This window comes from Acinetobacter tjernbergiae DSM 14971 = CIP 107465 (assembly GCF_000374425.1).
Lineage (GTDB): Bacteria > Pseudomonadota > Gammaproteobacteria > Pseudomonadales > Moraxellaceae > Acinetobacter > Acinetobacter tjernbergiae.
The window spans coordinates 50,727-76,148 of sequence record NZ_KB894359.1 but is presented as its reverse complement, the minus strand read 5'-3'; the positions used below and the strand labels follow the sequence as shown (position 1 = coordinate 76,148).

Here is a 25,422-nt window from a genome sequence, read left to right as displayed (position 1 = left end):
TTTTCATTTCAATTATTTTTGGTGATTGAAATGAATAAATGTACATCGAGATTAGTTTGATTGATTTGATATGTGATCAGAAGTGTCGTTTTTATTTTATAACAAGATTTTCGTGTAGATGGGTTGTTAATTCTAATTTGTACACTTAGAGGTTTTATGTATAAATCTTCTTTAAGAAAAGGTTTAATTGGCATAGTACTGGTTTTTACAAGTATTAGTAGTTATGCGACTTCGATTGAAGGTTATTGGAAAAGTATTGATGATCGAACGGGTGAACAACTTTCGATTGTCGAGATAAGAAAAGGCACTGATGGTTATTATCACGGTAAGATTGTTTATCGTTATTCCAACTCACATGGCATAAAACTAGAAAATTGTATTAAATGTCCTGCACCATATACCAATCATCCTATTCTTGGTTTAGAAATATTATCAAATCTTAAAGATAATCCTGAGAATCCAGATGCTTATGTTGATGGTAAAATAATGGAACCTACAAGTGGTAGAGTCTATAAAGGTAAAGCGCTTGTAACAAGTGATGGTAAACGTTTGCGGATGCGCGGTTATATGGGGATTTCTGCACTAGGTCGAACGGTAGTCTGGTTAAGGACAGATCATGCAAACCCTTAAATAAAACTTTGACATGTCAGTTCAAAGAATTCGTTTTTATTTATTTTATAATAATGTTATTCATTACATGAATTATATCAGTTGGATCAGTTGTTTTTTAAGCAAAAGTACTAATTGGTAGCGTGAAACTTATCTGGAAATATGATAAGTTTCAATAATTAAACCTATAAAGATGAATGGGTTAGTTTCTTTAAAAGACGGGGTTAATATGCTAAATCATATGTTCATGAAAGGAATCATGGGACTTTCTATTGCTTTTGTAAGCATGACGACTTTCTCAGCTTCGATTGAAGGTTATTGGAAAAGTATTGAAGAACGCACAGGTGAGCAACTCTCGATTGTTGAAATCCGTAAAGGATCTGATGGTCGCTTTCATGGGAAAATTGTTTATCGTTATCCTAATGCTCGTGGTTTTTCACTTGCAAACTGTACCAAGTGTCCAGCTCCAAATACCAATAAGCCAATTCTTGGCTTAGAAATTTTATCAGGTTTTAGAGAAGATCCTGATAAGCCAGATTCATATATTGATGGTCGAGTATTAGAAGCAACAAGTGGTAAAGTTTATAAAGGTAAAGCAGTTGTAAGTGGTGAAGGCAAACGTTTACGTATGCGTGGATATATGGGTATTTCAGCCTTAGGCCGTACAGTTGTTTGGTTGAGAACAGATAACGCAACGCCATAATTATTGTTGCTTGAATAAAAAAACCTCAATTCTGGTCGGACTTGAGGTTTTTTTTATTTGTGAGATTAATAATTAAACAGGGCATGGTAAGTTTTCATCTTCCTGACCGATTTTTTTTGCGGCAATTAGTGCTTGTACTTTTTTACTTGGTAACTTTTCTTTTCCAAGTGCATCGTAAGTATTTACAATATTTGTCACTTCTAATGTCGTGAGTTCAATTCCTTCAGCTGATAAAAAAACAGCAATTACATGATGATCGACACTTGCATTTGCAAGATCGTGGATCGCTTTAATGTTTTCTAAACGATATAAGTGTGCTTTTAATTCCATTGTCATAACCCTCGCTTGTATTATTTTATCTACCTAGATTGGCATATATAATTAAGCAATAACCGTGCACAAAATGTAAAAGACAGGAAAAAAATGTAAGTTGAACGCTAAAATGTAGTCAATTCTGTAGTGTTTATTTAAAAATAGAAAATAGTGTTATAAGTTTGTCTAAGTAAGTACTTAATTTCACCATTAGATTTGAAAATCGCTTGAGTAAACCCAATAAAAACGCTTAAAACTCATCTATAGGTTTAAAGACAGGTTTTATAAGTTGGCGTATGATCAGTTGATCAAGACCATCTAAGCGACATGACGATACATAAGGAATACTGATGAATATTGCAGCGCAACCGCCTGTACAAGCAGACCAAACCATTTATTTAAAAGACTATCAAAAGCCATCCTTTCTAGTTGAGTCAATTCATTTAGATATCCAAGTTTATGATGATCATACGCTTGTTGATTCAACTCTGGTCATGAAGCGTCAAGCGACAGGAGCATTGGTATTTTTAGGTCGTGATCTTGAACTCAAGTCGATTCAACTGAATGGGCAAGTTCTGAGTGCAGCACAATATCAGTTAGATAGTGAACAATTGGTGATCACTGATGCACCAGATGAGGTCATTGTTCAAACTCAGGTAATTATCCATCCTGAATCAAATACCCAACTTGAAGGTTTATATAAAGCTGGTGATTTATTCGTTACCCAAAATGAACCTGAAGGCTTCCGTAAAATCACTTTTTATCCAGACCGTCCAGATGTTTTATCTGTATTTACAACACGGGTTGAAGCAGATAAGAAATATCCAGTTTTACTTGCCAACGGCAATTTATTGGAAACGGGTGAAGTCGGTGCAGATCGTCATTTTGCAATTTGGCAAGATCCGACTAAAAAGCCAAGTTATTTATTTGCCTGTGTCATTGGTGATTTAGCTATTTTGACAGACCGTTATACCACCTCTGAGGGGCGTGACGTTGCTTTAGAAATTTATGCAATTGAAAAAGATATTCCAAAATGTCACATTGCAATGGAAGCTTTAAAGCATTCGATGCGTTGGGATGAGGAGCATTATGGTCGTCCTTATGATCTCGACAATTATATGATTGTTGCAGTCAGCCAATTCAATATGGGCGCGATGGAGAATAAAGGCTTAAATATCTTCAATACCTCTTGTGTACTGGCTGATGAAGAATTTACCACCGATGCTGCGATCATGCGGGTACAGTCGGTGATTGCACATGAATATTTCCATAACTGGACAGGCAACCGTATTACCTGTCGTGACTGGTTCCAACTCTGTTTAAAAGAAGGTCTGACCGTGTTCCGTGATCAGTCTTTCTCAGAAGATTTACAGTCTGCTGCTGTACAACGGATTGATGATGTGGCGGTACTAAAATCACATCAATTCCCTGAAGATGCAGGTCCATTGTCACATCCGCCGCGTCCAGACCATTTTGTTGAAATTAATAACTTTTATACAGCAACTGTTTATGAGAAAGGTGCGGAAATTAACCGCATGATGGCGACTTTATTGGGTAAAGAAAAATACCGTAAAGGCACAGATGAATACTTCCTACGTCATGATGGGCAAGCAGTCACAGTTGAGGACTGGGTTGCTGCATTGAGTGCAGGTTCAGGTGTTGATCTCTCTAACTTCCTTGCATGGTATAACCAACCAGGTACGCCAAAGTTAGAAGCGAAAGGTGAATATGATGCTGCTGCACAGACTTATCGTTTAAGCTTCAAACAAAGTCTAAAAACACATGCAAAATATCCAGACCTCAAAGCAGTGCCAATTCCTGTGGCTTTAGCCTTATTTAATGCCAAAACTGGTGAGCAATATACCTTGCACAGCACTGATCTGTTTGTGAATGAGGTTAGAGACGGTGTGTACTTATTTGATCAAGACCAAGCGAGTATTGAATTTACAGGCGTGACGGAGCAACCCGTGGCATCGTTATTGCGTAATTTTTCTGCACCTGTCAATTTGGTGTTTGATTATTCAAATGATGATCTTGCCTTCTTGATTCAGCATGAAACCAATGGTTTTAACCAGTGGCAAGCGACGCAGACTTTGTTGGAACGTATTCTTTTAGAAGATCATAAAGTGGATACTTATATTCAGGCGATCAAAAATACCTTGCCTGAACTCGTCAATAAAGATCCATTATTGGCATCACGTTTGTTTGATGTACCAAGTGAAAATTATTTGGGTAGTCGTATTGATCAAGATTATGAACCTGAATTGATTCGTGAAAAACGTGAAGCGGTACTTGCTCGTTTAGCACATGACTTAGGTTCATTCTGGAAAGAAACTTATTTGAGTTTAGACCCAGACCAGCAAAAAGAGTTTTCTTTGGCGATGGGTGTGCGTTCATTGAAGAATATCACCCTGAATATGCTGGCACGTCAAGGTGATGAGTCTGTCTTTGATTTGGCTTATACGCAATACCAGCAAACGGGAAATATGTCCGAACGTTTGGGTGCATTACGTGTATTGGTTTGGAATGCTGCACCGCAGGCACAAGCAGCTTTGGAAGATTTCTATAACCGTTTTAAAGATGAAGCTTTGTCGTTAGATCAGTGGTTTAGTATTCAAGCATCAAATCCAAATGCGACAGCAGAAACGATAGAGTATCTGACTAAGCATGCCGATTATGATTTGGGTACGCCAAACCGTATCCGTGCCGTGAGTGGTGGTTTGGCAGCAAATCCAGTCAATATTTGGAGTTTTGGTGTCAATCATTTCATCGAGCTTGCAGCTTATCTAGATGAGAAAAATCCAATTTTAGGGTCTCGTTTATTACAAGTGCTTTCTCGTTGGTATACTTTAGCTGAACCACAGCGTGATCAGGTACAGCAAGCACTCAAAGTATTACAGCCTAAAGTAAAATCGAAGAATGTAGTAGAAACTATAAATACTATGTTAAATATCTAGTAATTATTTTTACCATTTTTCGATAAAAGGATGCTCTATGGCATCCTTTTTATTTTGTGGATATGTTTTACTATCGCAACAAATAAAAAGATTTAAGCCTTGTTCTATGGAAATGTGTGGCACAACTTCATACAAAGTCAGCCATTTCTACGGTATATGTAATCGTTATTTTTGTTTGTTGTTGGTGTGATTGTTTTCTCAATCCATCACCGAACGACCATTTAAAAATCACAAATACTGAATATGGTTAAAGTATCTGCATAAGGCAGGTGGGGCATTTGGCAAGATGATAAAAACACCTTTTGTTGTGATGTGGGGCATTTTGCTTGTTGGTATAGCACTGACATTGCTTACAGTAATCACCGCACTTTACCAACCTTGGTTTGGTTTCACACTGGTAGTTGAGAAACAGCATATCGTGGTGGATACTATTGGCGTACCGCTTGTAGGTGTTCAGCATGGAGAGATTGTTCAGTCGATTAGTCATGCAGATGGTGGAAATAGAGCTGAACTGGTTGAGCAGGATATTATGGAAGATCCTGACCAATTGGAAACCTATCAACAAAGTAGACAATTTTTTCATCGTCAGGATTATTTGGCAAGTCTGTTACAGCAACAACAAATCGGTATGCAGTTTGCCAATGGGAATAGTATTCTGCTCGATGTACAACCTAGACGGCCCATGAATAGCTTACCTGTTGTATTCTGGGTGCAAATTTTCGTAGGGCTAAGTAGTTTCTTAATCGGGGGATGGGTATGGGGTATTAGCCGCAAACGCTATACCACTTTTATTCTATTTATCGCTGGTTGCTGCATTATGGCAGCCGCATTTTCGGCTGCTATTTATAGTAGCCGGGTACTTGCCTTGCCTGCACCTTTATTTGAACTATTGTCCAATCTTAACCATACGAGTGCCATGCTATTTGGTGTTGTACTCGTGTTGCTGTTTGCCAATTATCCTACCGTTCGTTTACTTCCATCTAGACTACAACTGTTGTTTGTTGTTGTTACGTTCTGTTGGTGGCTATGCGATATGTTTAAGGTATTTTTTTCTGGCCCTCCAATCGGCACTTTTGTACCATTACTGATCGCATTAAGTATTATTCTATTACTTAGTTGCTGGCAATATCGTAGGGCAAAATATGATCCTGTTGCACAAGCTGCTTTAAGGTGGTTCGCATTATCTTTAATGTTGGGTGCTGGTATTCCTGTTCTGTTGGTAAGCATGCCAAATTTGCTAGGCATAGATGCTGCAATGTCGCAAGGCTATGCTTTCCTGTTTTTCCTACTGATTTATGTAGGGGTCGTACAGGGCGTGTTGCGTTATCGATTGTTTGAGTTGGAAAGCTGGATATTTCGTATTCTGTTTTATCTGTTGGGTTTCTTTTTACTCATACTAGTAGATACATTTCTGGTCATGATGTTAAGTCCACGTATGTCACTCAGTCTAGCAATTTTGATTTGTGGTCTCATTTGGTTGCCTATTCGTGGCTGGCTACAAGCACGATTATTACAATCCAAGAAACTATCTGATAGTGAGTTGTTTGAAAGAATCTTACAGATGAGCTTTGCAATTAATGAACAGGAGCGTCAGTTACAGTGGAAGGTACTATTGAATGATTTGTTTCAGCCATTAAAGCTTGAGATAGGTGAACAGACACATCATAGCCAAATTGAAGATAATGGCTTAGTTCTACATACACCACAAGTTGCAGGGTTGGCGGCTATGCGTCTCAGCTATGCACAGCAAGGTCGTCGTTTATTTAATGAACATGATCAGCAACTGATTCAGAATTTATTACCATTTTTAGCTCAGGCGGTGGAAAGCCGTGTTGCTTATGATCAAGGGGTACGTGAAGAAAGACACCGTATTGCTCGAGATTTACATGATGATTTAGGCGCAAAGTTATTATCTGGTTTATACCAAAAAGATGCTGAGCAGATGAAACAGACGATACGTCAAGCAATTGCTGAAATGCGTATGATTGTTAATGGTTTATTGGGTGCTGGTGTTGAGCTTAAGGTGGTGTTGCACGAACTAGAACAAGAGATAAAACCCCGTTTACATAATTGTGATATAGCGTTTATATGGATACAAGATATTGGCGATCAACCTATAAGTTTAAGTTATTCACAATATCGTCACTATATATCTATGATGAGAGAAATTATCAGTAATATAATTAAATATGCAAATGCGCATCAGGTCAGTATCCAAATTTATCTAGATACATCTAATTTGTATTCTGTAGTCTGCGACGATGGTCAAGGCTGTGAAACCAATTTAAATGAGACGATATACGGCAATGGACTAAAAAATTTAAATGAGAGAGCAGTTCAACTTTCAGCAAGACTCGATTTACAGCTAGGACAAGGCGAAAAAGGTTCAAAAATTACCATCAGTTTCCCTGTATGAATATAAACATAAATAAGTTGGTTATCGATATGGGAAAAACGCAGATTAAAACAGCATTAATCCTAGAGGATATTGTAGAAGTAAATAAATGGTTGCAACAAAGATTGCTTGAATCTTTTATAGGTATAAATATTCAGCAAGCATATAGTATTCAAGAGGCGAAACAACTCTTAATTAAACAGCAATATGAATTGGCTTTGATCGATCTTTCTTTACCTGATGGTAAAGGTTTGGAAATTATTGACTGGTTGGCAGTACACGCATCAGAGACAATAAGTATCGTTGTTACAATTTTTGAGGACGACCAATATTTATTTGAAGCGATTTGTCATGGTGCCAAAGGTTATTTACTTAAAGATTTAAATGAAGATATATTCCAACGATATTTACAACAGATCGCTGATGGTCAATATGCTTTCTCACCCTGTATGACACAAAAGTTATTGAGCTACGTCAAAGCGAATGAATTATCCAATCAGCAAAAAAAACAGAAACTTCAGTCTCTCAATTTAACCAATCGAGAAAAACAAGTATTTTCATATATTGCTAAAGGTTATCAAGTTACAGAAATTGCTTATGAATTGGATTTGTCAAGTTATACAGTTAGTGACTATGTTAAATCGATTTATCGAAAACTAAATATTTCATCTCGTGCTGAAGCTGCACTGTTAGCACAGCAATATGGTTTAATTTAACTTTTATTACTGTGATTAATATTTATTCATACTTTTAAAAGAAAAATATAATTTTTTCATTAGCTTAGTTGCTTGTTTGAGCCAATTATACTTTGCTTTCAAATAAAACCTCACATTAATGTATTCTCTAAATCGCAGTATATTACTAATTTATGATTATAAAATTTAAAATAGAAATAGATGCCCCCCTTAAATAGGGGATACGCAAAAAAATATAAAAACGTTAATGTGATCAAGAATGGAACGAAATAATAAATGGGCTTTATATGATAAAATATAGTTTATTAAGTGCTTGTATTGTATGTAGTTTACTGTTGGGCGCTTGTCATAGTGATGGTGACAAAGAGAGCATAGCGGCACCTACACAGAAAAGTATTACGATTACACCTTCATTAGGGCAGGTCATACAAGGCCGTGTTGTACTCAAAGATGCAATTACGGGGCAAACAATTGTTGAAGTTAAAAATATTGGTGCCGATGGCACGGTAACATTCAAAGTTGATAGTAACAAATTAAAAAATCCAATTATTGCAGAGGTATTACCAACAATTGATGGCAAGCTTAGTTATGCAGATGAAGCGATCACAGATAAATTAGTAAATTTAAATGCAGCGGCAAATACACCTATTTTACGTGCAGCTGCGACCATTACCGCCGATCAAACGAATCTTGGTGTTACCGCACTAACAGAGGCAGCTTTAGTTTATGCGCAGTCTTTGAGTGCACAAATTACTCAAGCGAATTTAGATATTGCTGCAAGCAGAATTAGTCAACAATTAAGGCTTGGTCATAGCTTTCAGATTACTGATGCGCCTGCAATTGCGAAGTTAAATGATTTTTCAGAATTAATTAATTATCAAAAAATTAGTGAGCCAAAACGCGCATACGCTCTATATTTAGCAAGTTTAGCGAAAGAAGCAAAACGATTAAATAGTGAGAGTACGCAACCTGCTTATGATATTTTACAAGCATTGAGTCAAGATTTTTCTGATGGCACACTTGATGGTAAACAGAATGCAATTGCTTTAACTACCTATAACAATGCGTGGATACAAGCGTGGTCAGATTGGGTTAATGTTTTTTATAGCTCAATTTTTAAACTACAAAATATAGCCGATTTATCAGCATGGTTAGGTGTATTTAATGCACAAGTACCCAATATTCCTGCACCAACACCTGTTACAACTGCGACCCCCATCCGTATTGTAGATGGCGTTGCTGAATATGCTTGTGCAGATGAAAAAAATTTAAAATCAGCCAATGGTCAATCGTTATATATTGACTTTATCAATCAAAGTGGTGCAACAGTTAATATTGACTGGATTAATTATACAAGCCAAGCAGTAAATTATAAAAAAGGGCTAGCAACTAGTCAGATTCATAATCAGCAAACCTATACCACACATCCTTGGAAAATTACGGATGACAAAGGAGTATGTAAAGGAATCTTTGTTGCAACAACAACGACAAAAAAAACATTAACTATCAAAGCAAATGAAATTGTAATTGGTCTCGATACTCCTCCACTAGTTACAGAGACATGTGCGAGTAAGAATCTACCTGTTGGTAAACTAAGTGACTTAATTGCTTATAATGGTGATTACAAAGATCAAGGAGTCGTTGTTTTTAACCTAGATTCAGCAAATGCCAAAGTAATTGCTAAAGGTACAACTGCGAATATCAAAGAAGTCTGTGGTGCGAATGTTCAAAGTAATGGTACAAATTATTATTTGATTACAGATAAAGGTTATGCAACTATTTTTAAAGATAATTTAGGTAAATATTCTGCAGAAAGTGCAGATTTTTCAGGCTTTTATGGAGAAAAAGTAACTACATCTCCGCAATTATGTGAATCTAATGGTGTCGATGATAAGCTGGGCTTTAAAAATGCGCCAAGTGATTTTTGTGGTTTTACAAAATCCACAGTAACAGCAATCACTTCACCAGATGTTTATACTTTCTTTAATGCTGATAAAAAAGAAAATGTGAAAATCATAATGAATAATGGCAATTTAGTGAGTGTTGCTGTTGAAAATAAGAGTTATGCATGGGCATGTGGTGTGGGGGCATTACCTGTATGTAGTGGCGTAACAGCAAAAACTGCAAATAACAATACCACTTTTACTTTTAATAACGCAGTATTAAAAATAGTGAGTGGAGCAACACAAGACCTTACTATTAAAAATGGTGCTTTGATTTATCAGGCAAATAATACAACTCCAACAGGTTCATGTAGCGGTAATACCAATCCTTATGGATGTGTAACAATCTCAGGTGCAAATTCGCCTGCAAGCTATTACGAGCATATTGGTAATCCGATGCTTTATAATGGTGCTCCGCAAGTTCAGTTTAATCCATTAGTTCCGAATAGCGGTGCGGTCACATATTTTGGAAATGCACCAAAGCCTGGTGAAATTGCGAGTGGCTTATCTGTGGGTTTCCAAAAAATGGTGGGTGAAACTCAAAATACAGCATATACCTTCATTCAATATGATCAGTCATTTAATATTATTAAAGATTGGGCATTTAGATGCAAAGATGAAAATGGTACTTGTACTGGTTTAACCGTGAATACGACCAATCGTACTATTACATTCAACAATGTTGTAATGAAGCAAATTAAGCCTATGGATGGAGTAATACAATTAACTTTCAATGGAACAATGAAATTCTAATTTATCAAATGATTTCTCTATTTTGACTTAGAGCATCGAAAGATGCTCTTTTTTATTTGACAATCAACATTGTCATTAATAGTATGAAAGTCATTCTAATGAAGTAGATAGTGGAAATGGAAATAAAAACAATCACATTACTGACACGTCAGATTGAAGTTGAAGTGTATTCATCTACACAAAATTCAGAAAAACTGCCTGCCATATTATTGTTACATGAATTATTCGGTATCCTTGATGTGTATAGAGAAGATGCTCAAGACTTGGCCGATCGCGGCTATTTGGTTTATGTACCTAATTTGTTCAGTGGTGGTGCAGTTAAATATTGTATTCGGGCCATGGTCAGCAAGGCTGGGCGAATCAATGCAGCAGATAGTGAAGTCAATCAAGAGATGCATGTGCTGCTTGATGCACTCAAAACCGATCCACGATCGAATGGTCGTTTAGGCATGTTAGGTCAATGTTTAACAGGTGGTTATGTCATTCAAATGGCAAAGCGTGAAGATATGCTTGCACCTGTGGTTTATCACCATTCATTAGGGATTCAAGGTGCGGGTGTACCGAACAATGAATCTTTAGATGAGGTTCGTATGCTACAAGGACATTGGTCGACGGTTGATCCATTTTGTCCTGCCACTAAGCGCAATAAGCTGATTCAGCAATTGGGTGATCGTGTTGAGGCTTATACTTATCATATGCCACATGGTTTTCGTAGTGTGAGTCGTGGGCTACCTGAGGCGAAAGTGGTTTGGCAACGTACCGTTGATTTTTTTGAGCGTGAATTAAAACAAAATATTGTATAAATGCTATGCTGATAAAGCGATCATTTATAAGCATTTATATTCTATAGAAATAAAAGTGAGGGGAAAATGTCACATAAATATGAATATGCAGGTTTTTGGATACGTTTAGGTGCCTCAATGATTGATAACATTATCATTCTTGTCGCATTGCTTCCAATTGGAATGATTCTAGGGTGGGAATCAGCTTATTCATCTGAGTTAAGTTCAGGAACAGATTGGATTTGGCAAATTCTAATCGCTGCTTTTTGTGTCTTTTGCTGGGTTAAATTTGCTGGAACCCCTGGTAAGCGTTTGTTGCGTTTGAAAGTCTTAGACGAAAGGACTGGAGAAAATGTAACTGTTGGTCAAGGGATTATTCGTTATATTGGCTATTTACCTGCATTTCTCGTATTTTTTATTGGTTTAATTTGGGTAGCTTTTGATTCTAAGAAACAAGGCTGGCATGACAAAATGGCAAAAACAGTGGTAGTCAGAGAGCTTTAATTAAATAGTTGAGTTTTTTATATTGAAATAAAAAACTCACAAAATAAGGTTTGTTAATTATTGAGCAAGCCTTACAATTTTCCCAATTTATATAATAGGTGTATGAAATGGATAGTTGTTTGAGGTTTGGATTGAATTATCAATTCAATCAAAGCGAAGACTGAGCAAGCTAGCCATTTTATGCTGTTATCTTGCAATGAGATAGCAATGATAAGAATATGATTCATCCATCAAACTTACCTAGCAGTAAAAATGGTCTTTGGTAAATTGCCATGAGATTTTGCTTATCTACAATCTTTAAACAGGTGGGCATTCATTTTACTGACCGGAATCATCAAATCTAAATAGAGTAAGCAAAAGATGTCATTAAAATTTCTACAAAATACAGACCTATCCAATATTGTCGATACTTTAATTAGCCTTTCAGTTGCATTTATTTTAGGTGCATTGATTGGGTTTGAACGCCAGTATCGACAACGTACAGCAGGACTTAGAACAAATGTTTTGGTTGCTGTGGGGGCGGCAATTTTTGTTGATATTGCAATTAATTTGACTGGAGCCGATGGAGCAGTTCGCGTGATTGCTTACGTCGTCTCTGGAATTGGTTTCTTAGGTGCAGGTGTGATTATGCGCCAAGAAGGTAATATTCATGGTTTAAATACGGCTGCGACATTATGGTGTTCTGCTGCTGTGGGTGCTTCGGCAGGTGCTGATTTGATTGTTGAGGCAGTTTTGGCAACAGGTTTTATCTTAGCCGCGAATACGCTGTTAAGACCTATTGTTCATGCCATAGATCGCCGTCCATTAGATGATGAAACTGAAGTCTTACATGTCATCTATATTATTTGTGATCGTACTCAGAGTAAGGTAGTCATGGACGAGCTGAATCTAACTTTGAAACATCATAATTATCCTGCCAAAGATATTGATGTAACGCCATTTGGTGAAACGGAAGTTGAGATAGAAGTAACGCTGATTGCGAGTTCGATTGAGGCAGAAGAAGCGCAGCATATCATTAATCACCTCAATGCGATGCCACAAATCCGCCAAGCATTTTGGGATAAAAACGCCATTAATTAAGGTCTATAACGGATTGTTTTGCATCATTATGTTGGGAAGCATTGTCTCATAAATGATATATAAGTCTTTTATTGTTTCACTTAGAATGACTTTAGACGAATAAAAATGAGAACAGTATGAGTTCAGAAGCACACTCAATGAGTTTAATCGCGCCTGTTGTTTTATTGGCTGCGGCTGTAATAGCCGTTCCTATTTTTAAACGAATTGGCTTAGGCTCAGTTCTTGGTTATTTAATCGCGGGATTGGTCATTGGTCCATTTGGCTTTGCTTTTTTCCATGACTCAGCCTCAATTCTGCATATCGCAGAGTTGGGTATTGTCATGTACTTATTTGTGATTGGGCTGGAAATGCAGCCTTCACATTTATGGAGTCTCAGGCGTGAGATTTTTGGCTTAGGGACTTTGCAAATTATTGCTTGTGCTTTGGCATTAACAGGTGTTGGGCTTTTATTTGGATTTAAATGGCAAGTTGCATTTATTGGTGCAGCAGGTTTTGTACTGACGTCTACCGCAATTGTGATGCAACTCTTGGGTGATCGTGGTGATATCGCACAGCCACAAGGTCAAAAAATTGTCGCAATTTTGTTGTTTGAAGACTTATTGATTGTCCCATTACTGGCAGTTGTTGCTTTTATGGCACCGAATCATGTGGTGGAAAGTACCTCAGCACGTTTGGAAAATATCGGTATTGGTTTAATTGCAATTGCAGGTTTAATCGCCGCAGGTTATTGGTTGCTCAATCCTTTATTTAGATTGCTTGCTGCTGCAAAAGCACGAGAAGTGATGACGGCTGCTGCACTTTTAGTGGTGTTGGGTGCTGCTTTATTGATGCAAGTCAGTGGCTTATCTATGGCAATGGGGGCATTCCTTGCAGGCGTGTTGCTATCAGAATCAACTTTTAGGCATCAGATTGAAGCTGATATTGAGCCATTTAGAGGAATTCTATTGGGGTTATTTTTCCTTGGTGTTGGAATGTCACTAGATTTATCAATCGTGAAGCAAAACTGGCAATTGATCTTGAGTGGCGTAGTTACAATGATGTTTGCTAAATCACTCATGATTTATATCGTTGCTCGTCTGACCAAAAGTCGGCATACGGAAGCTTTGGATCGTGCCTTATTGATGGCTCAAGGTGGTGAGTTTGCATTCGTATTATTTTCTGCGGCGGTCACTGCCCAAGTGATTGATAATACAGTTAAATCGAATCTAACAGCAATTATTGTACTGTCTATGATACTGACCCCAATCTTAGGCATTCTTTTTAAACGATTTACCGAAACCAAAGATTCAGTTTCTCTTGATAACGTCGATATAGCTGAAGGTCTAAGTGGCAGTATTCTAATGATTGGTTTTGGTCGTTTTGGTCAGGTAACCAGTCAATTGCTTTTAGCAAGAGGAGTTGATGTCACGATTATTGATAATGATATCGATATGATTCAAAACGCAGAAAAATTTGGTTTTAAAATCTACTACGGCGATGGTTGTCGTCTCGATATTTTACATGCTTCAGGGGCTTCGACGGCAGAAGCAATCGTAATTTGTGTCGACAGTAAACAAACAACCAATCGCATTGTGGAATTGGTGACACATGAATTTCCATTAGCCAAAGTCTTGGTTCGTTCTTATGATCGGGAACATTCACTACATTTGGTCAAACAACAAGTCGATTATATGATTCGTGAAACCTTTGAATCTGCGATTAAATTCGGTGAAGTGATTTTAGAACAACTGGGTGTCGATGAAGATGAGGTTCGTATGATCTCAAATGAAATTCGAGAACGTGATAATGAGCGTTTTGAAACAGAAATTGCTGCTGATGATGTCTATGCAGGGGTGGGTTTACAATACTCCCACTCTCATCCTCGACCTACAGCACCATTGATTCGACCTAAACAAGCAGGACGAATTTTAAATGGTGAAGAAACTGAAAAGGATGGAGAGCAGAAGTAAATAAACTCTCGACTAAAATAGATTTAAATAAGTCTTAGCCTGAACTAAGACTGATTTTTTAATTTAAATTTGAATAAAACTAAAACAAAAATACCCAATAAAAGCCCCCAAAATGCAGAGCCAATTCCCCAAAATTGAACTCCTGATGCACTACATAAAAAGGTGAGTAATGCTGCTTCTCGTTCTTCTACGTTTGCAAAAGCCACTGCAATGTTATGGCTAATTGTGGCAAATAGGGCAATACCTGCAAGTGCAACAATAAAAATAGGCGGAAATGACATGAGCAAACTGACTAAGGTTGCAGCGAAAAGCCCCATTAAAATATAAAACAAACCACAGCTTATACCTGCAATATAGCGTTTGCTCGGATCAGGATGTACTTGATCATCTAAGCTGACCGCTGCACTAATCGCGGCTAAATTTATCGAGAAGCAACCAAAAGGGGCGAAAATCGTATGCGCAATACCTGTCCAACCTACTAATTGATTAACGTGTGGGTGATAACCATAACTTTTGATCATGGCGATACCGGGCAAATTTTGAGAAGTCATATTGATGACAAACAAGGGTAAGGCTAGACCCAGTAATGCAGACCATGAGAATGAAGGTTGCATCCATACAGGTTGGGTGAAAGACCAAGTGATTGAATGTAATTGAAAATCAATAAATAGAGGGCAAATCATTGCACCTAAAATCACCGTCAGTACAATGCTATAACGAGGTAATAAGCGTTTTGAAACAAGATAAATTGCTAACATGCTCAAGATAAAACCGAGCTGACTTTCTAAGCTGCTAAAGATTTGAATCCCAAATTTTAATAAAATTCCTGCAAGCATGGCACATGTGAGGCTTTGAGGAATATGCGCCAACAGCTTTTGAAAAATGCCTGAAAATCCAACGATTGCGATCGCGACGCCACAAATTAAGAAAGCACCAATCGCTTCGTAAAGGTCATAATGCCCTGAGGATGCAATAATTAAAGCAATTCCGGGCGTCGACCATGCGGTTGCAACAGGATATTTATATTTCCAAGATAAGATAAGTCCTGATAATCCAATCGCCAAACCTAATGCCCAAAACCAAGAGCTAATTTGTGCTGTATTTGCACCGAGAGATTGCGCCCCTTGAATGACCAGTACCGCAGAAACACTTATTCCAATCAGAAAGGTAATAAAGCCAGCAAAAACGGCAGGAATCGAAAAATCTTGAATTAGACGTTGCATCAATGCATCTATACTTGATTAAAATTTGTTGAAAAGTATATCGTTAATTTGGTGGAAATCGTAGTTTTAAAATGATTGAATTAATTGATCATATGATCAAAACAGAGTTATGCAAGGGTGGACGTTGCTAGTCGTAATCCAAACATAAAGAATAAAATCCCCACGCTACAAACACCTCCAGCGGCAAGTTTATAATTATGTTTGAAAAAGTTTGCTAATTTAACACCTGAAAAAATCAAAGCAGTCAGATAGGTAAAACTGACCAGTTGCACAATGATGGCTAAGATCAGGAAGCTGAGTGCTGGATAAGCATAATTGGGTTGTACAAATTGAACGAAAAAAGACAGGAAAAACAGAATCGCTTTAGGATTGAGTAAACTGATACTGAGCGCAGTACGATAGGGATGAATTTGATCTAAACGAGGTAAATCCGCCATTTCAGTAGGGTGTGGTGGTTTATTCCATGTCTGATATGCACTTTGTAATAGTTTGAAGCCTAGATAGGCGAGATAACAAGCACCTGTTAACTTGAGAACGATAAATAAAATCGGAAAGGCTTTTAATAATGACGCTGCACCTAATACCGTACACAGGATTAAAATAGAATCACCTGTGAATACGCCACATGCCGCTGCATAACCTGTACGAATGCCGTAACGTGAAGCGACCGACATGACATATAAAGAGTTTGGGCCAGGCAATAACACAATTAAGATTGTACCAATAATAAATGTAGTTAAATCTGTTACGCCGAACACAACCTACTCATTAAAAAACCGATTTTCATTAATATAACAAAAATCGGTTTTTATAGGTGAAAAATAAACTAATTATGCTTGGATCTCGGCATCAATACCAAAAGACTGACGCAGCAATGTACTGAGTTGATTTCGTGCTTTGATAAAGCCATCAATACCACTTTGTAGTAATTGGAAAGCCATCAAATCTTGTTCAAGTTCAGCTTTAAAACTCTCTTTGGTTTGAGCAATACGTTCAATTTTTTCAGCTTGTTGCGCCGAAGTTGAGCTGAGTTGAGCTTCAACAACTTGTTGATCTTGTTCAAGTTGAGCCAATAAATTTGGTGCAATGGTGAGTAAGTCACAACCTGCTAAACCAAGGACTTGTGCTGTGCTACGGAAACTTGCACCCATGACCTGTGTCACAATGCCGTGTTGCTTGTAATAGTTATAAATTTTCTTGACTGAAAGAACACCTGGATCGTTTTCGATCGGGTATTGCTCAACGCCTTCCGCTTTTTTATACCAGTCTAATATGCGACCGACAAAAGGAGAAATTAGGGTAACTTTTGCATCTGCGCAAGCTTGAGCCTGATGTAAACCAAATAATAATGTTAAGTTACATGGAATCCCTTCAGCCTCTAAAACTTTAGCTGCTTGAATGCCTTCCCACGTTGATGCGATCTTGATTAAGATACGAGATTGCTCAATACCATAACCTTGATAAAGTTTAGAAAGTTCACGTGCTTTGGCAATTGTCGCATCAGTATCATAAGAAAGAGAAGCATCGACTTCAGTTGAAACACGCCCATCAATCAATTTTAAAATTTCAACGCCAAACTTCACCGTCAAAATATCAATGGTACGTTCAATCAGTTCATCACTTTGATAACCTTCTTGTTTTGCTTGTGTATAAGCATCTTCAATCAGTTGTTTACTTTCAGATTGTTCAGCCGCAGCGGTGATGAGTGATGGATTGGTTGTTGCATCTAAGGGACGAAATTTTTCAATCGCTTCTAAATCACTACTATCGGCAACAACGGTTGTTAAATTTTTTAATTGGTGTAATGCAGTCTGAGTCATTGATATAGCGTTCTTACTTAAACAAAATTATGGATAACTTCTTTATAGCACAATCTACAGGAAAGCAAAGCATCGCTTTCAATACATTTAAACCTGAGTGATTTAGTCGCTTTTCCTAGGTTGTTGCCGTTGTTGTCGAATGTGCTCAATCAAAAATCTAGCAGCAACACCTAACTCGCTTTCTCGACTCCAGACTAGATCGACATAGTATTCAAACTTGGGGGTGAAATCATAAAGTTCCAAAACTTTTAATTTTTTCTTTAGTTCAGGATTCTCATTAAACATTTCTAAGGGTAAAACTCCCCAACCTAAATTTCGAATAATCATCATACACGCAGAGTGATGATTATCTGTGCGCCAATAATCTTTAGAAAATAGTAGTTCTGGCTTGATGCTATGGTCACGGCTAGCCACCACGATTTGGCGCGTCTGCACCATTTGCTCAAAGGAAATTTGCTCAAATTGAGCTAAAGCATGACCTTGAGCAATCACTGGAACAAGAGCTTCTCGTTTTAATTCAACAAATTGTTCACGACTATCTAATTGTTCTCGTTCAAACATCAGTGCAAGTTGCGCAGATTGATCGAGCAACATCTGTAAAGCATCTTCTTGAGGAGCAGAAAAAATATTAATGGTTAGATTCGGAAAATGTTGTTCGAGCAACGTAATGTAATCTGTCCAATTGGTATGCAGCAATTCAGAGACCACGACAATGTTTAAGGTTGACTCTAGTCCAGTGCTGAGTGCATGAGCGTGCTGTTTCCATTGATTGATTTCAATCAAAAGCTGTTGGGTTTTCTCATATAAAACCATTGCCGCAGAAGTTGGTTTTGGCTCACGTCCAATTCGCTCAAATAAATTGAGATTGAGATCAATTTCTAAATTGGCAATTGACATGCTCACTGCCGAAGGGACTTTGCCGAGTTTCCGCGCAGCCGCAGAGAATGAACCTGTCTCAATGACAGTTTGAAACATCAGAAGTTGTTCTTGATTAATATTCATCTGTCAAAAAAACTGAAAGAACCTAATTGGATTAATCAAAATTATAAAAATAAAATGGCGTATATCCAAACAAAAGAGTGTTAGAAAATGTTGATTTCCAGAAGAAGACTCATTCATGCAATTAGCTATGAAGTGATCTTATTGGTCATCATCGCAATTGCGTTAAGTTTTATTTTTAGTATGCCACTAGAAGTAACAGGTGTTTTAGGTACGATTATGGCTGTGATTTCCGTATTTTGGAACATGATCTTCAATCATTACTTTGAAAAAGTGGAACATAAATATAAGTGGGAAAGAACGATCCCAGTTCGAATTCTACATGCGGTTGGATTTGAAGGCGGTTTGATGCTCGCAACGATTCCAATTATCGCTTATATGATGAAGATGAGTTTTATAGATGCATTGATTTTAGATTTTGGTTTGACGATGTGTATCTTGGTTTATACATTTATCTTCCAATGGTGTTATGACTTAGTAGAAGAACGTTTCTTTCCTGATGCAAAATTTGCATCTTAAAGTTTGGTTGTGGGAAACATTCTTTTGAATTTTCAAGAGAATGTTTCTTTTTAAGTTTTAAATAGCCTAAGCGTTATTGAAAAAATGATAGTTTTAAATATGGGATCTTATTCGGTAGACTGAATAAATTTAATAGGGAGATAAATATGTTGAACGTAAGTGAAGCAAATGAATGGCTTGCAAATTTCGATCAGGTAGAACTTTTTAAGATCGAATATGATGATTTAAATGCTTGTTATAACTTAACTTTAGTATTCTCTAAAGATTTGATGAATACAAGCTCACAAAAATTGAATGTGATTTTTTACTATGTGTCTAGTCTAAACTTAAATGATAGTTTTCAAAGTAATTTTCAACAATTTATGTCATTAGTGATAGAAAAGGATAGTAACAGATGGGAAAATGTGAACTACGAGGTTCGACAAATTGAGGATGATAACCTGATGTTTAAATGTAAATCTTTTTCTGCCTTTTTGATGTAGCTCAAGATTTTCAAACAGCTTAATATTTTAATTGAGAAAATTTAAATCCGTAAAAAACTCCATGCTAAACTAAGCGCATTGTCTTTTCGATTACATGATTTTCTCTATGTTTCAACAAGAAATTTCTCAATTAAACTTAAAACAATTCAAAGCAGGCGAAAAACGCTGGATTGGTTCCTTACTTGGATCGTCAGCAGCATTATTATTCAAAGAAATTGCCGCGCAAAGTCCAAACCTATACATGATTGTTGCGAGAAATAATCAGCATCTTGCTCAGCTCGAAAGTGAACTCGAATTTTACGGGATAAAACCAACGATTTTTCCTGATTGGGAAATCTTGCCTTACGATCGTTTATCTCCGCATCAAGATATTGTGTCGGAACGTTTGGCGATTTTATCGAATATGCCACAAAAGGGTATTCTGCTGGTTTCTGCAAGTACTTTGGCCCAACGTGTTGCACCGTATTCATGGGTGGTGGGTGAACACTTTGATATTAAAGTTGGACAACGACTTAATTTGGAAGTGCAGAAAAAACAATTGGTTCAGGCAGGTTATCGTTTGGTTGATACTGTTTATGATCATGGGGAGTTTGCTGTTCGTGGTAGCATCATGGACATTTATGCATCTGGACAAGATCAACCCATTCGAATTGACTTATTTGATGACGAAATTGAAAGTTTAAAATTCTTTGATCCTGAAACACAAAGAACTACAGAATCTTTAAAAAACTTCACCGTTTTACCTGCAAAAGAATTTCCACTGAAAGAAGGGCGCTCCACGTTTAGAGATCGCTATGCCGAGAGCTTTCCAACTGCGAATCCTAAGAAAAATCCAATTTATCAAGATGTACTTGAAGGAATCGCAACGCCAGGATTAGAGTTCTATTTACCTTTATTCTTTGAGAAAAAGGTCATGGAAGCGCAAAGTATGCTTATGACGTACTTACCAAAGCATTGCGTTGTCATTACAAATAATGAAGTCGAAGACGAATTAATCAATTTCTGGAAAGAAGTGGTGCGTCGTTATGAAGATCGTCGTCATAACATCGACCAACCAATTCTGCCACCTGAAGATCTTTTTTTAATGCCGAATCATGTGTTACAGGCATTAAATCAATTTCCAAGAATTTTGGCTTCTGCGGAAGTATTTGATGAAAAAGCTGGGGTTCTGAATCTTTCAGCAGAACAACCGCCTAAGCTTGCAGTTGATCCTAAAAAAGAACAGCCATTTGAAGCAGTTAAACATTATATCGACCAAGTTAAACATCCTGTGTTATTGGTCGCGGAAAGTGCAGGTCGGCGTGAGACTTTAAAAGATGCATTGCGTTCAGTTCTAGGTGAAATCACAACAGTTGAAAGTTTTGTCCAATTCCAAAAAGAGAAGTTGCAGGTTGCGATTACCAATGCACCTTTAGATCGAGGTTTGTTGCTGACCAATCAATTATCAGTGATTTCTGAAAATCAGCTCTACGAACATCGTGTGATGCAGCGTCGCCGTAAGCGTCAGCAGGAAGTTTCTGAAGAATTTCTTGTTCGGAGCTTAACCGAACTGAGTATTGGTGCGCCTGTGGTACATATTGATCATGGGGTTGGGCGTTATGCTGGATTAATTACCTTAGAAATTGATCAACAGGATCACGAGTTTTTACAGCTCGATTATGCTGATGGTGCAAAAGTTTATGTGCCTGTCACCAATTTACATCTGATTAGTCGTTATAGTGGTGGCGATCCTGACCTGGCACCTTTGCATAAATTAGGTACAGATACATGGAGTAAAGCCAAGCGTAAAGCCTTAGAACAAATCCATGATGTGGCGGCTGAGTTATTACATATTCAGGCACGCCGTCAATCGAAGCCAGGTTTTGCTTTTGAGCTAGATCATATGGGTTATATGCAATTTTCCAGTGGTTTTGCCTATGAAGAAACCTTAGACCAAGCCAATGCGATTGATGCGACTTTACACGATATGCAACTGGCTAAACCGATGGATCGTTTGGTCTGTGGTGATGTTGGTTTTGGTAAAACTGAAGTGGCAATGCGAGCAGCCTTTGTTGCAGTACAAAATAACAAACAAGTGGCTGTATTAGTGCCGACGACTTTATTGGCACAACAGCATTATGAATCCTTTAAAGATCGTTTTGCTGATACGGCGGTGCGTATTGAAGTACTGTCTCGTTTTGGCAGTAATAAAACGCATCTGAAAACGATTGAAGACTTAGCCGAAGGTAAAGTCGATATCGTGGTGGGAACGCATAAAATTCTGCAAGAAAACATTCAATTCAAAAATCTAGGTTTGATGATTGTCGATGAAGAGCATCGTTTTGGTGTTCGTGACAAAGAGCGTATCAAAGCGCTTCGTGCCGATGTGGATATGCTGACACTCACAGCAACACCTATTCCACGTACCTTGAATATGGCATTTTCAGGAATGCGTGATCTTTCAATTATTGCTACACCACCAGCACGTCGCTTAGCAGTCAAAACTTTTGTTCAAGAACATACAGATGATTCAATCAAAGAAGCGATTTTGCGTGAGTTGTTACGTGGTGGTCAGGTCTACTTATTACATAATGAAGTTGAGACCATTGAACGAGCAGCAGAAACGATTCGCACGTTAGTTCCTGAGGCACGTGTTGCAGTTGCACATGGACAAATGCGCGAACGTGAACTTGAGCAGGTCATGCAGCAGTTCTATCACAAAGAATATAATGTACTTGTTTGTTCAACCATTATTGAAACGGGTATTGATGTACCGAATGCCAATACCATTATCATTGAAAGAGCCGATAAGTTGGGCTTGGCGCAATTACATCAATTACGTGGTCGCGTCGGTCGTTCACATCACCAAGCGTATGCTTATTTACTTGTTCCATCACTTAAACACCTCAAAGGTGATGCTGAAAAACGTTTAGATGCGATTCAGCGTGCCTCGACGTTAGGTGCAGGTTTTATGTTGGCGACTGAAGACTTGGAAATTCGTGGTGCAGGTGAATTACTGGGTGAACAGCAAAGTGGTTCAATGCAGGCGATTGGTTATAGCTTGTATATGGAAATGCTCGAGAAAGCGACCAAAGCCATTCAAAAAGGCAAAACACCAAACTTTGATGCACCTTTGTCATTGACTGCTGAAATCAATCTACATATGCCAGCCTTGATTCCAGATGACTATTTAGGTGATGTGCATCAGCGTTTGTTGTTCTATAAGCGCATTAGTAATACGGATACACAAGAGAAACTCGACAACATCCGTATGGAGTTGATTGATCGCTTTGGTATTCCACCACAGTCGGTCAAACAATTGTTTAGTGTGCATCAATTGCGTTTGAGAGCAGAACAACTCGGGATTACCAAAATTGATGTGAACAGTAATGGTGGCTATATCGAGTTTTCACCAGATACTCCTGTACAAGCGATCAGCATTATTCAGTTAATGCAAAAAAATCCAACCTATTATCGTATGGAAGGAGGACAGCGCTTGAAGGTCACAGTGCAATTGGCTGAGTATGATAAGCGAATTCAGTTTATTGTTGATTTGTTAAATAAATTGCTAAATGAGCTGTATAGTTAGTTGAAAAGTATATTTTTTGCTGACGAATTGAACAGCTTTGATTCCCTTTAAGCAAAGAATTTGCTTTTTGTCAGATGTCGATCTAATAAATGAGGAAAATCATTGTTATTTGTAATCAAACAGGCGACTAATAATATTCACATCAAAACTGATGTGATAGTATGGATCATCATTATTCTGCATCATTTATAAAGATATGTTTAGTTTGCATCCACAACTTGCTCAAGATACATTTTTTGTAGGCGACTTTCCGCTTTCAACATGTCGTTTAATGAATGATATGCAATTTCCATGGTTGATTCTTATACCACGTGTACCAGGAATCACCGAGTTATATGAGCTTAGCCAAGCTGATCAGGAACAGTTCTTACGTGAATCAAGCTGGTTATCGAGCCAATTGGCGCGCGTATTCCGTGCAGACAAAATGAATGTTGCAGCACTCGGTAACGTTGTACCACAACTGCATTTTCATCATGTTGTACGCTATCAAAATGATGTTGCATGGCCTAAACCAGTTTGGGGAACGCCAGCCGTACCTTATAGCAATGATGTACTTGCACATATGCGTCAGACATTAATGCTTGCATTACGTGGTCAAGGCGATATGCCGTTTGACTGGCGTATGGACTGATTTAGAAAATAGAATAAAAAACAGTCTTCTATAACAAGGAGGGAGGATAGGGTGCCACTAGACAGGTTAATAGATAAAGAGCCTAGACAGTTCGCTTATTTTCATCGGTTGATGGGATATTCGATATTGTCACTTATTTTGGTAATTTATACATTTACCGCTTCCAGTGCTAACTATCAACTTTATATCCTCCCTTTCTTGTTGTTTCATTTTCTTATTTGCCCAAAACTAGAAAAATGGCTGCAGTACAAATTTGATAAGAATACTGAAAAAAATGTACTTTTTGGATGTGAAGCCATTATTGTTGCGATTGTTTTGGCGGGTTTACATTTAAGTTTAGTTCCTACATTTACCATTTTATTTGCTTTGCTGTATGTCGGTTTAAATAATAAAATTACTTTACCTGCATCATGTTTAATTGGGTTAATAGGTATTCTTTCTTTTTACTTCTGTACTTTTTTTATCTTTGGTGCAGAGGAATATTTTGAACCGACCAATCCAGAACTAACAGTTGTTAGCCTATTTGGTTTAATGATGTTTATTGTAATTGGTAATTACTATCAACATCGTAGAATCAATATTTTAGGACAACAACGTCAGCACTATCACAATCAAATGACACGTTATATTGCCTTTGCAAATCAGCTCAGTCGTTATGCACCATTACAGTTATGGCAATCGATTATGCGAGGTGAAGCTGAAGCGAAGATTGAATATAAACGCAAAAAATTAACCATCTTTTTCTCTGATATTCAAGGTTTTACCGAACTTTCTGAAAGCCTCATTCCTGATGATTTAGCTTTTTTACTGAATGATTATTTGAGTCATATGACTGAAATTGCCAAGCAGTATGAAGCGACTGTTGATAAGTTTATGGGGGATGCAATCCTTATTTTCTTTGGTGATCCTAATTCTCAAGGTGTTGAACAAGATGCAAAGTCTTGCATGGAAATGGCAATTGCAATGCGTCAACAAATGAAATTGTTACGTGAGCGTTGGAAAAAAATGGGCTATCCAGCGTTACATATACGCATGGGGATTAGTACAGGTTATTGTCACGTAGGAAACTATGGGGCTTCACATCGTATGGCATATACGATTGTAGGACGTGATGTAAACCTAGCTGCTCGTTTGCAATCTGCAGCTGAAGTTGATGAAATTTTGATTGCTGATGACACACATCAACTGATTAAGAATGAGTTTTTATGTGTACCTAAAGTGCCAATTTATTTAAAAGGTATTCAAGGTCCAGTTAAAACTTGGCAGGTGATGGAGAAATTTACAGGTAAGAAATCAGATACGCAAAAATGGTTTGATTTCGATTATAAGGGCTTCCATTTGGTCTTAAATCTGGAAGAAGTGCAGAACTATGAGTATCCAGAATTGGTAGAAATCTTGGAAAATATGGTTCAGCGGATCAAGACCCAGCAAAAAATTACCAATGCACAGGGTATCCCAAAACTGACTTTGGATGATGAAGTCAGATAATCAAAGCAAG

At 37.6% G+C, this 25,422-nt stretch carries 20 protein-coding genes; 15 read left to right on the top strand and 5 right to left on the bottom strand.

The window, feature by feature from the left end; translation table 11 throughout:
* Positions 1-156: 156 nt before the first annotated feature.
* Together C502_RS0106830 and C502_RS0106825 are read left to right on the top strand one after the other, a co-directional pair.
* Positions 157-630, top strand: a complete 474-nt coding sequence (locus C502_RS0106830) for a DUF2147 domain-containing protein (protein ID WP_018678084.1) — start codon at positions 157-159, stop codon at positions 628-630.
* 208 nt (positions 631-838) lie between these two features.
* Positions 839-1,312 carry a DUF2147 domain-containing protein gene (locus C502_RS0106825; protein ID WP_026315762.1) on the top strand — a complete coding sequence of 158 codons (474 nt, stop codon included), beginning with the start codon at positions 839-841 and terminating at the stop codon, positions 1,310-1,312.
* Between the two features lie 72 nt (positions 1,313-1,384).
* Here C502_RS0106825 and C502_RS0106820 read toward each other — a convergent pair whose 3' ends face one another.
* A complete protein-coding gene (locus C502_RS0106820) occupies positions 1,385-1,642 on the bottom strand; it encodes a hypothetical protein (protein ID WP_018678082.1) in 258 nt (85 codons plus the stop codon).
* 332 nt (positions 1,643-1,974) lie between these two features.
* Here C502_RS0106820 and pepN point away from each other — a divergent pair, with 332 nt between their 5' ends.
* The 8 genes from pepN to C502_RS0106780 all read left to right on the top strand — a co-directional run bounded on the left by pepN (position 1,975) and on the right by C502_RS0106780 (position 14,682).
* Positions 1,975-4,581, top strand: a complete 2,607-nt coding sequence (gene pepN / locus C502_RS0106815) for an aminopeptidase N (RefSeq protein WP_018678081.1) — start codon at positions 1,975-1,977, stop codon at positions 4,579-4,581.
* A 286-nt stretch (positions 4,582-4,867) separates the two neighbouring features.
* Complete coding sequence (locus C502_RS0106810) at positions 4,868-6,997, top strand: sensor histidine kinase (protein ID WP_018678080.1); 2,130 nt, start codon at positions 4,868-4,870, stop codon at positions 6,995-6,997.
* Positions 6,998-7,026: 29 nt separating this feature from the next.
* Positions 7,027-7,692 carry a response regulator transcription factor gene (locus C502_RS0106805; protein WP_018678079.1) on the top strand — a complete coding sequence of 222 codons (666 nt, stop codon included), beginning with the start codon at positions 7,027-7,029 and terminating at the stop codon, positions 7,690-7,692.
* Between the two features lie 266 nt (positions 7,693-7,958).
* Positions 7,959-10,367: a hypothetical protein gene (locus C502_RS0106800; protein ID WP_018678078.1), complete on the top strand. Its 2,409-nt coding sequence runs from the start codon at positions 7,959-7,961 to the stop codon at positions 10,365-10,367.
* Between the two features lie 116 nt (positions 10,368-10,483).
* Complete coding sequence (locus tag C502_RS0106795) at positions 10,484-11,170, top strand: dienelactone hydrolase family protein (RefSeq protein WP_018678077.1); 687 nt, start codon at positions 10,484-10,486, stop codon at positions 11,168-11,170.
* A 66-nt stretch (positions 11,171-11,236) separates the two neighbouring features.
* On the top strand, positions 11,237-11,653 hold the full coding sequence (locus tag C502_RS0106790) for an RDD family protein (protein WP_018678076.1): 417 nt from the start codon (positions 11,237-11,239) through the stop codon (positions 11,651-11,653).
* A 360-nt stretch (positions 11,654-12,013) separates the two neighbouring features.
* Complete coding sequence (locus C502_RS0106785) at positions 12,014-12,733, top strand: MgtC/SapB family protein (protein ID WP_018678075.1); 720 nt, start codon at positions 12,014-12,016, stop codon at positions 12,731-12,733.
* 116 nt (positions 12,734-12,849) lie between these two features.
* Entirely contained in the window at positions 12,850-14,682 is a 1,833-nt protein-coding gene (locus tag C502_RS0106780; protein ID WP_018678074.1) for a monovalent cation:proton antiporter-2 (CPA2) family protein, read from the top strand.
* A gap of 44 nt (positions 14,683-14,726) precedes the next feature.
* Here the strand turns inward: C502_RS0106780 and C502_RS0106775 are convergent, their stop codons facing one another.
* From C502_RS0106775 to aceR, 4 genes are all read right to left on the bottom strand, one after another.
* Positions 14,727-15,905 (bottom strand): benzoate/H(+) symporter BenE family transporter, encoded by a 1,179-nt coding sequence (locus tag C502_RS0106775; RefSeq protein ID WP_018678073.1) that lies wholly within the window; start codon positions 15,903-15,905, stop codon positions 14,727-14,729.
* 107 nt (positions 15,906-16,012) lie between these two features.
* On the bottom strand, positions 16,013-16,663 hold the full coding sequence (gene leuE, locus C502_RS0106770; protein ID WP_018678072.1) for a leucine efflux protein LeuE: 651 nt from the start codon (positions 16,661-16,663) through the stop codon (positions 16,013-16,015).
* 72 nt (positions 16,664-16,735) lie between these two features.
* Positions 16,736-17,725 carry a transaldolase gene (gene tal, locus C502_RS0106765; protein ID WP_018678071.1) on the bottom strand — a complete coding sequence of 330 codons (990 nt, stop codon included), beginning with the start codon at positions 17,723-17,725 and terminating at the stop codon, positions 16,736-16,738.
* 102 nt (positions 17,726-17,827) lie between these two features.
* A complete protein-coding gene (gene aceR / locus C502_RS0106760; protein ID WP_018678070.1) occupies positions 17,828-18,727 on the bottom strand; it encodes an HTH-type transcriptional regulator AceR in 900 nt (299 codons plus the stop codon).
* 87 nt (positions 18,728-18,814) lie between these two features.
* Here aceR and aceI point away from each other — a divergent pair, with 87 nt between their 5' ends.
* From aceI to C502_RS0106735, 5 genes are all read left to right on the top strand, one after another.
* Positions 18,815-19,243 carry a chlorhexidine efflux PACE transporter AceI gene (gene aceI, locus C502_RS0106755; protein ID WP_018678069.1) on the top strand — a complete coding sequence of 143 codons (429 nt, stop codon included), beginning with the start codon at positions 18,815-18,817 and terminating at the stop codon, positions 19,241-19,243.
* Positions 19,244-19,389: 146 nt separating this feature from the next.
* Positions 19,390-19,725, top strand: a complete 336-nt coding sequence (locus C502_RS0106750; RefSeq protein WP_018678068.1) for a hypothetical protein — start codon at positions 19,390-19,392, stop codon at positions 19,723-19,725.
* A gap of 106 nt (positions 19,726-19,831) precedes the next feature.
* Complete coding sequence (gene mfd / locus C502_RS0106745) at positions 19,832-23,293, top strand: transcription-repair coupling factor (protein WP_018678067.1); 3,462 nt, start codon at positions 19,832-19,834, stop codon at positions 23,291-23,293.
* A 196-nt stretch (positions 23,294-23,489) separates the two neighbouring features.
* The gene (locus C502_RS0106740) at positions 23,490-23,924 is read left to right on the top strand and encodes an HIT domain-containing protein (protein WP_018678066.1); all 435 of its coding nucleotides are present in this window, start codon (positions 23,490-23,492) and stop codon (positions 23,922-23,924) included.
* 51 nt (positions 23,925-23,975) lie between these two features.
* Complete coding sequence (locus C502_RS0106735) at positions 23,976-25,412, top strand: adenylate/guanylate cyclase domain-containing protein (protein WP_023274545.1); 1,437 nt, start codon at positions 23,976-23,978, stop codon at positions 25,410-25,412.
* Positions 25,413-25,422: the final 10 nt, after the last annotated feature.

Bases quoted from the DNA above. Each gene is read 5' to 3' on its own strand.
- C502_RS0106830 (WP_018678084.1), top strand. From the start codon at position 157: ATGTATAAATCTTCTTTAAGAAAAGGTTTAATTGGCATAGTACTGGTT.
- C502_RS0106825 (WP_026315762.1), top strand. From the start codon at position 839: ATGCTAAATCATATGTTCATGAAAGGAATCATGGGACTTTCTATTGCT.
- C502_RS0106820 (WP_018678082.1), bottom strand. From the start codon at position 1,642: ATGGAATTAAAAGCACACTTATATCGTTTAGAAAACATTAAAGCGATC.
- pepN (WP_018678081.1), top strand. From the start codon at position 1,975: ATGAATATTGCAGCGCAACCGCCTGTACAAGCAGACCAAACCATTTAT.
- C502_RS0106810 (WP_018678080.1), top strand. From the start codon at position 4,868: ATGATAAAAACACCTTTTGTTGTGATGTGGGGCATTTTGCTTGTTGGT.
- C502_RS0106805 (WP_018678079.1), top strand. From the start codon at position 7,027: ATGGGAAAAACGCAGATTAAAACAGCATTAATCCTAGAGGATATTGTA.
- C502_RS0106800 (WP_018678078.1), top strand. From the start codon at position 7,959: ATGATAAAATATAGTTTATTAAGTGCTTGTATTGTATGTAGTTTACTG.
- C502_RS0106795 (WP_018678077.1), top strand. From the start codon at position 10,484: ATGGAAATAAAAACAATCACATTACTGACACGTCAGATTGAAGTTGAA.
- C502_RS0106790 (WP_018678076.1), top strand. From the start codon at position 11,237: ATGTCACATAAATATGAATATGCAGGTTTTTGGATACGTTTAGGTGCC.
- C502_RS0106785 (WP_018678075.1), top strand. From the start codon at position 12,014: ATGTCATTAAAATTTCTACAAAATACAGACCTATCCAATATTGTCGAT.
- C502_RS0106780 (WP_018678074.1), top strand. From the start codon at position 12,850: ATGAGTTCAGAAGCACACTCAATGAGTTTAATCGCGCCTGTTGTTTTA.
- C502_RS0106775 (WP_018678073.1), bottom strand. From the start codon at position 15,905: ATGCAACGTCTAATTCAAGATTTTTCGATTCCTGCCGTTTTTGCTGGC.
- tal (WP_018678071.1), bottom strand. From the start codon at position 17,725: ATGACTCAGACTGCATTACACCAATTAAAAAATTTAACAACCGTTGTT.
- aceR (WP_018678070.1), bottom strand. From the start codon at position 18,727: ATGAATATTAATCAAGAACAACTTCTGATGTTTCAAACTGTCATTGAG.
- aceI (WP_018678069.1), top strand. From the start codon at position 18,815: ATGTTGATTTCCAGAAGAAGACTCATTCATGCAATTAGCTATGAAGTG.
- C502_RS0106750 (WP_018678068.1), top strand. From the start codon at position 19,390: ATGTTGAACGTAAGTGAAGCAAATGAATGGCTTGCAAATTTCGATCAG.
- mfd (WP_018678067.1), top strand. From the start codon at position 19,832: ATGTTTCAACAAGAAATTTCTCAATTAAACTTAAAACAATTCAAAGCA.
- C502_RS0106740 (WP_018678066.1), top strand. From the start codon at position 23,490: ATGTTTAGTTTGCATCCACAACTTGCTCAAGATACATTTTTTGTAGGC.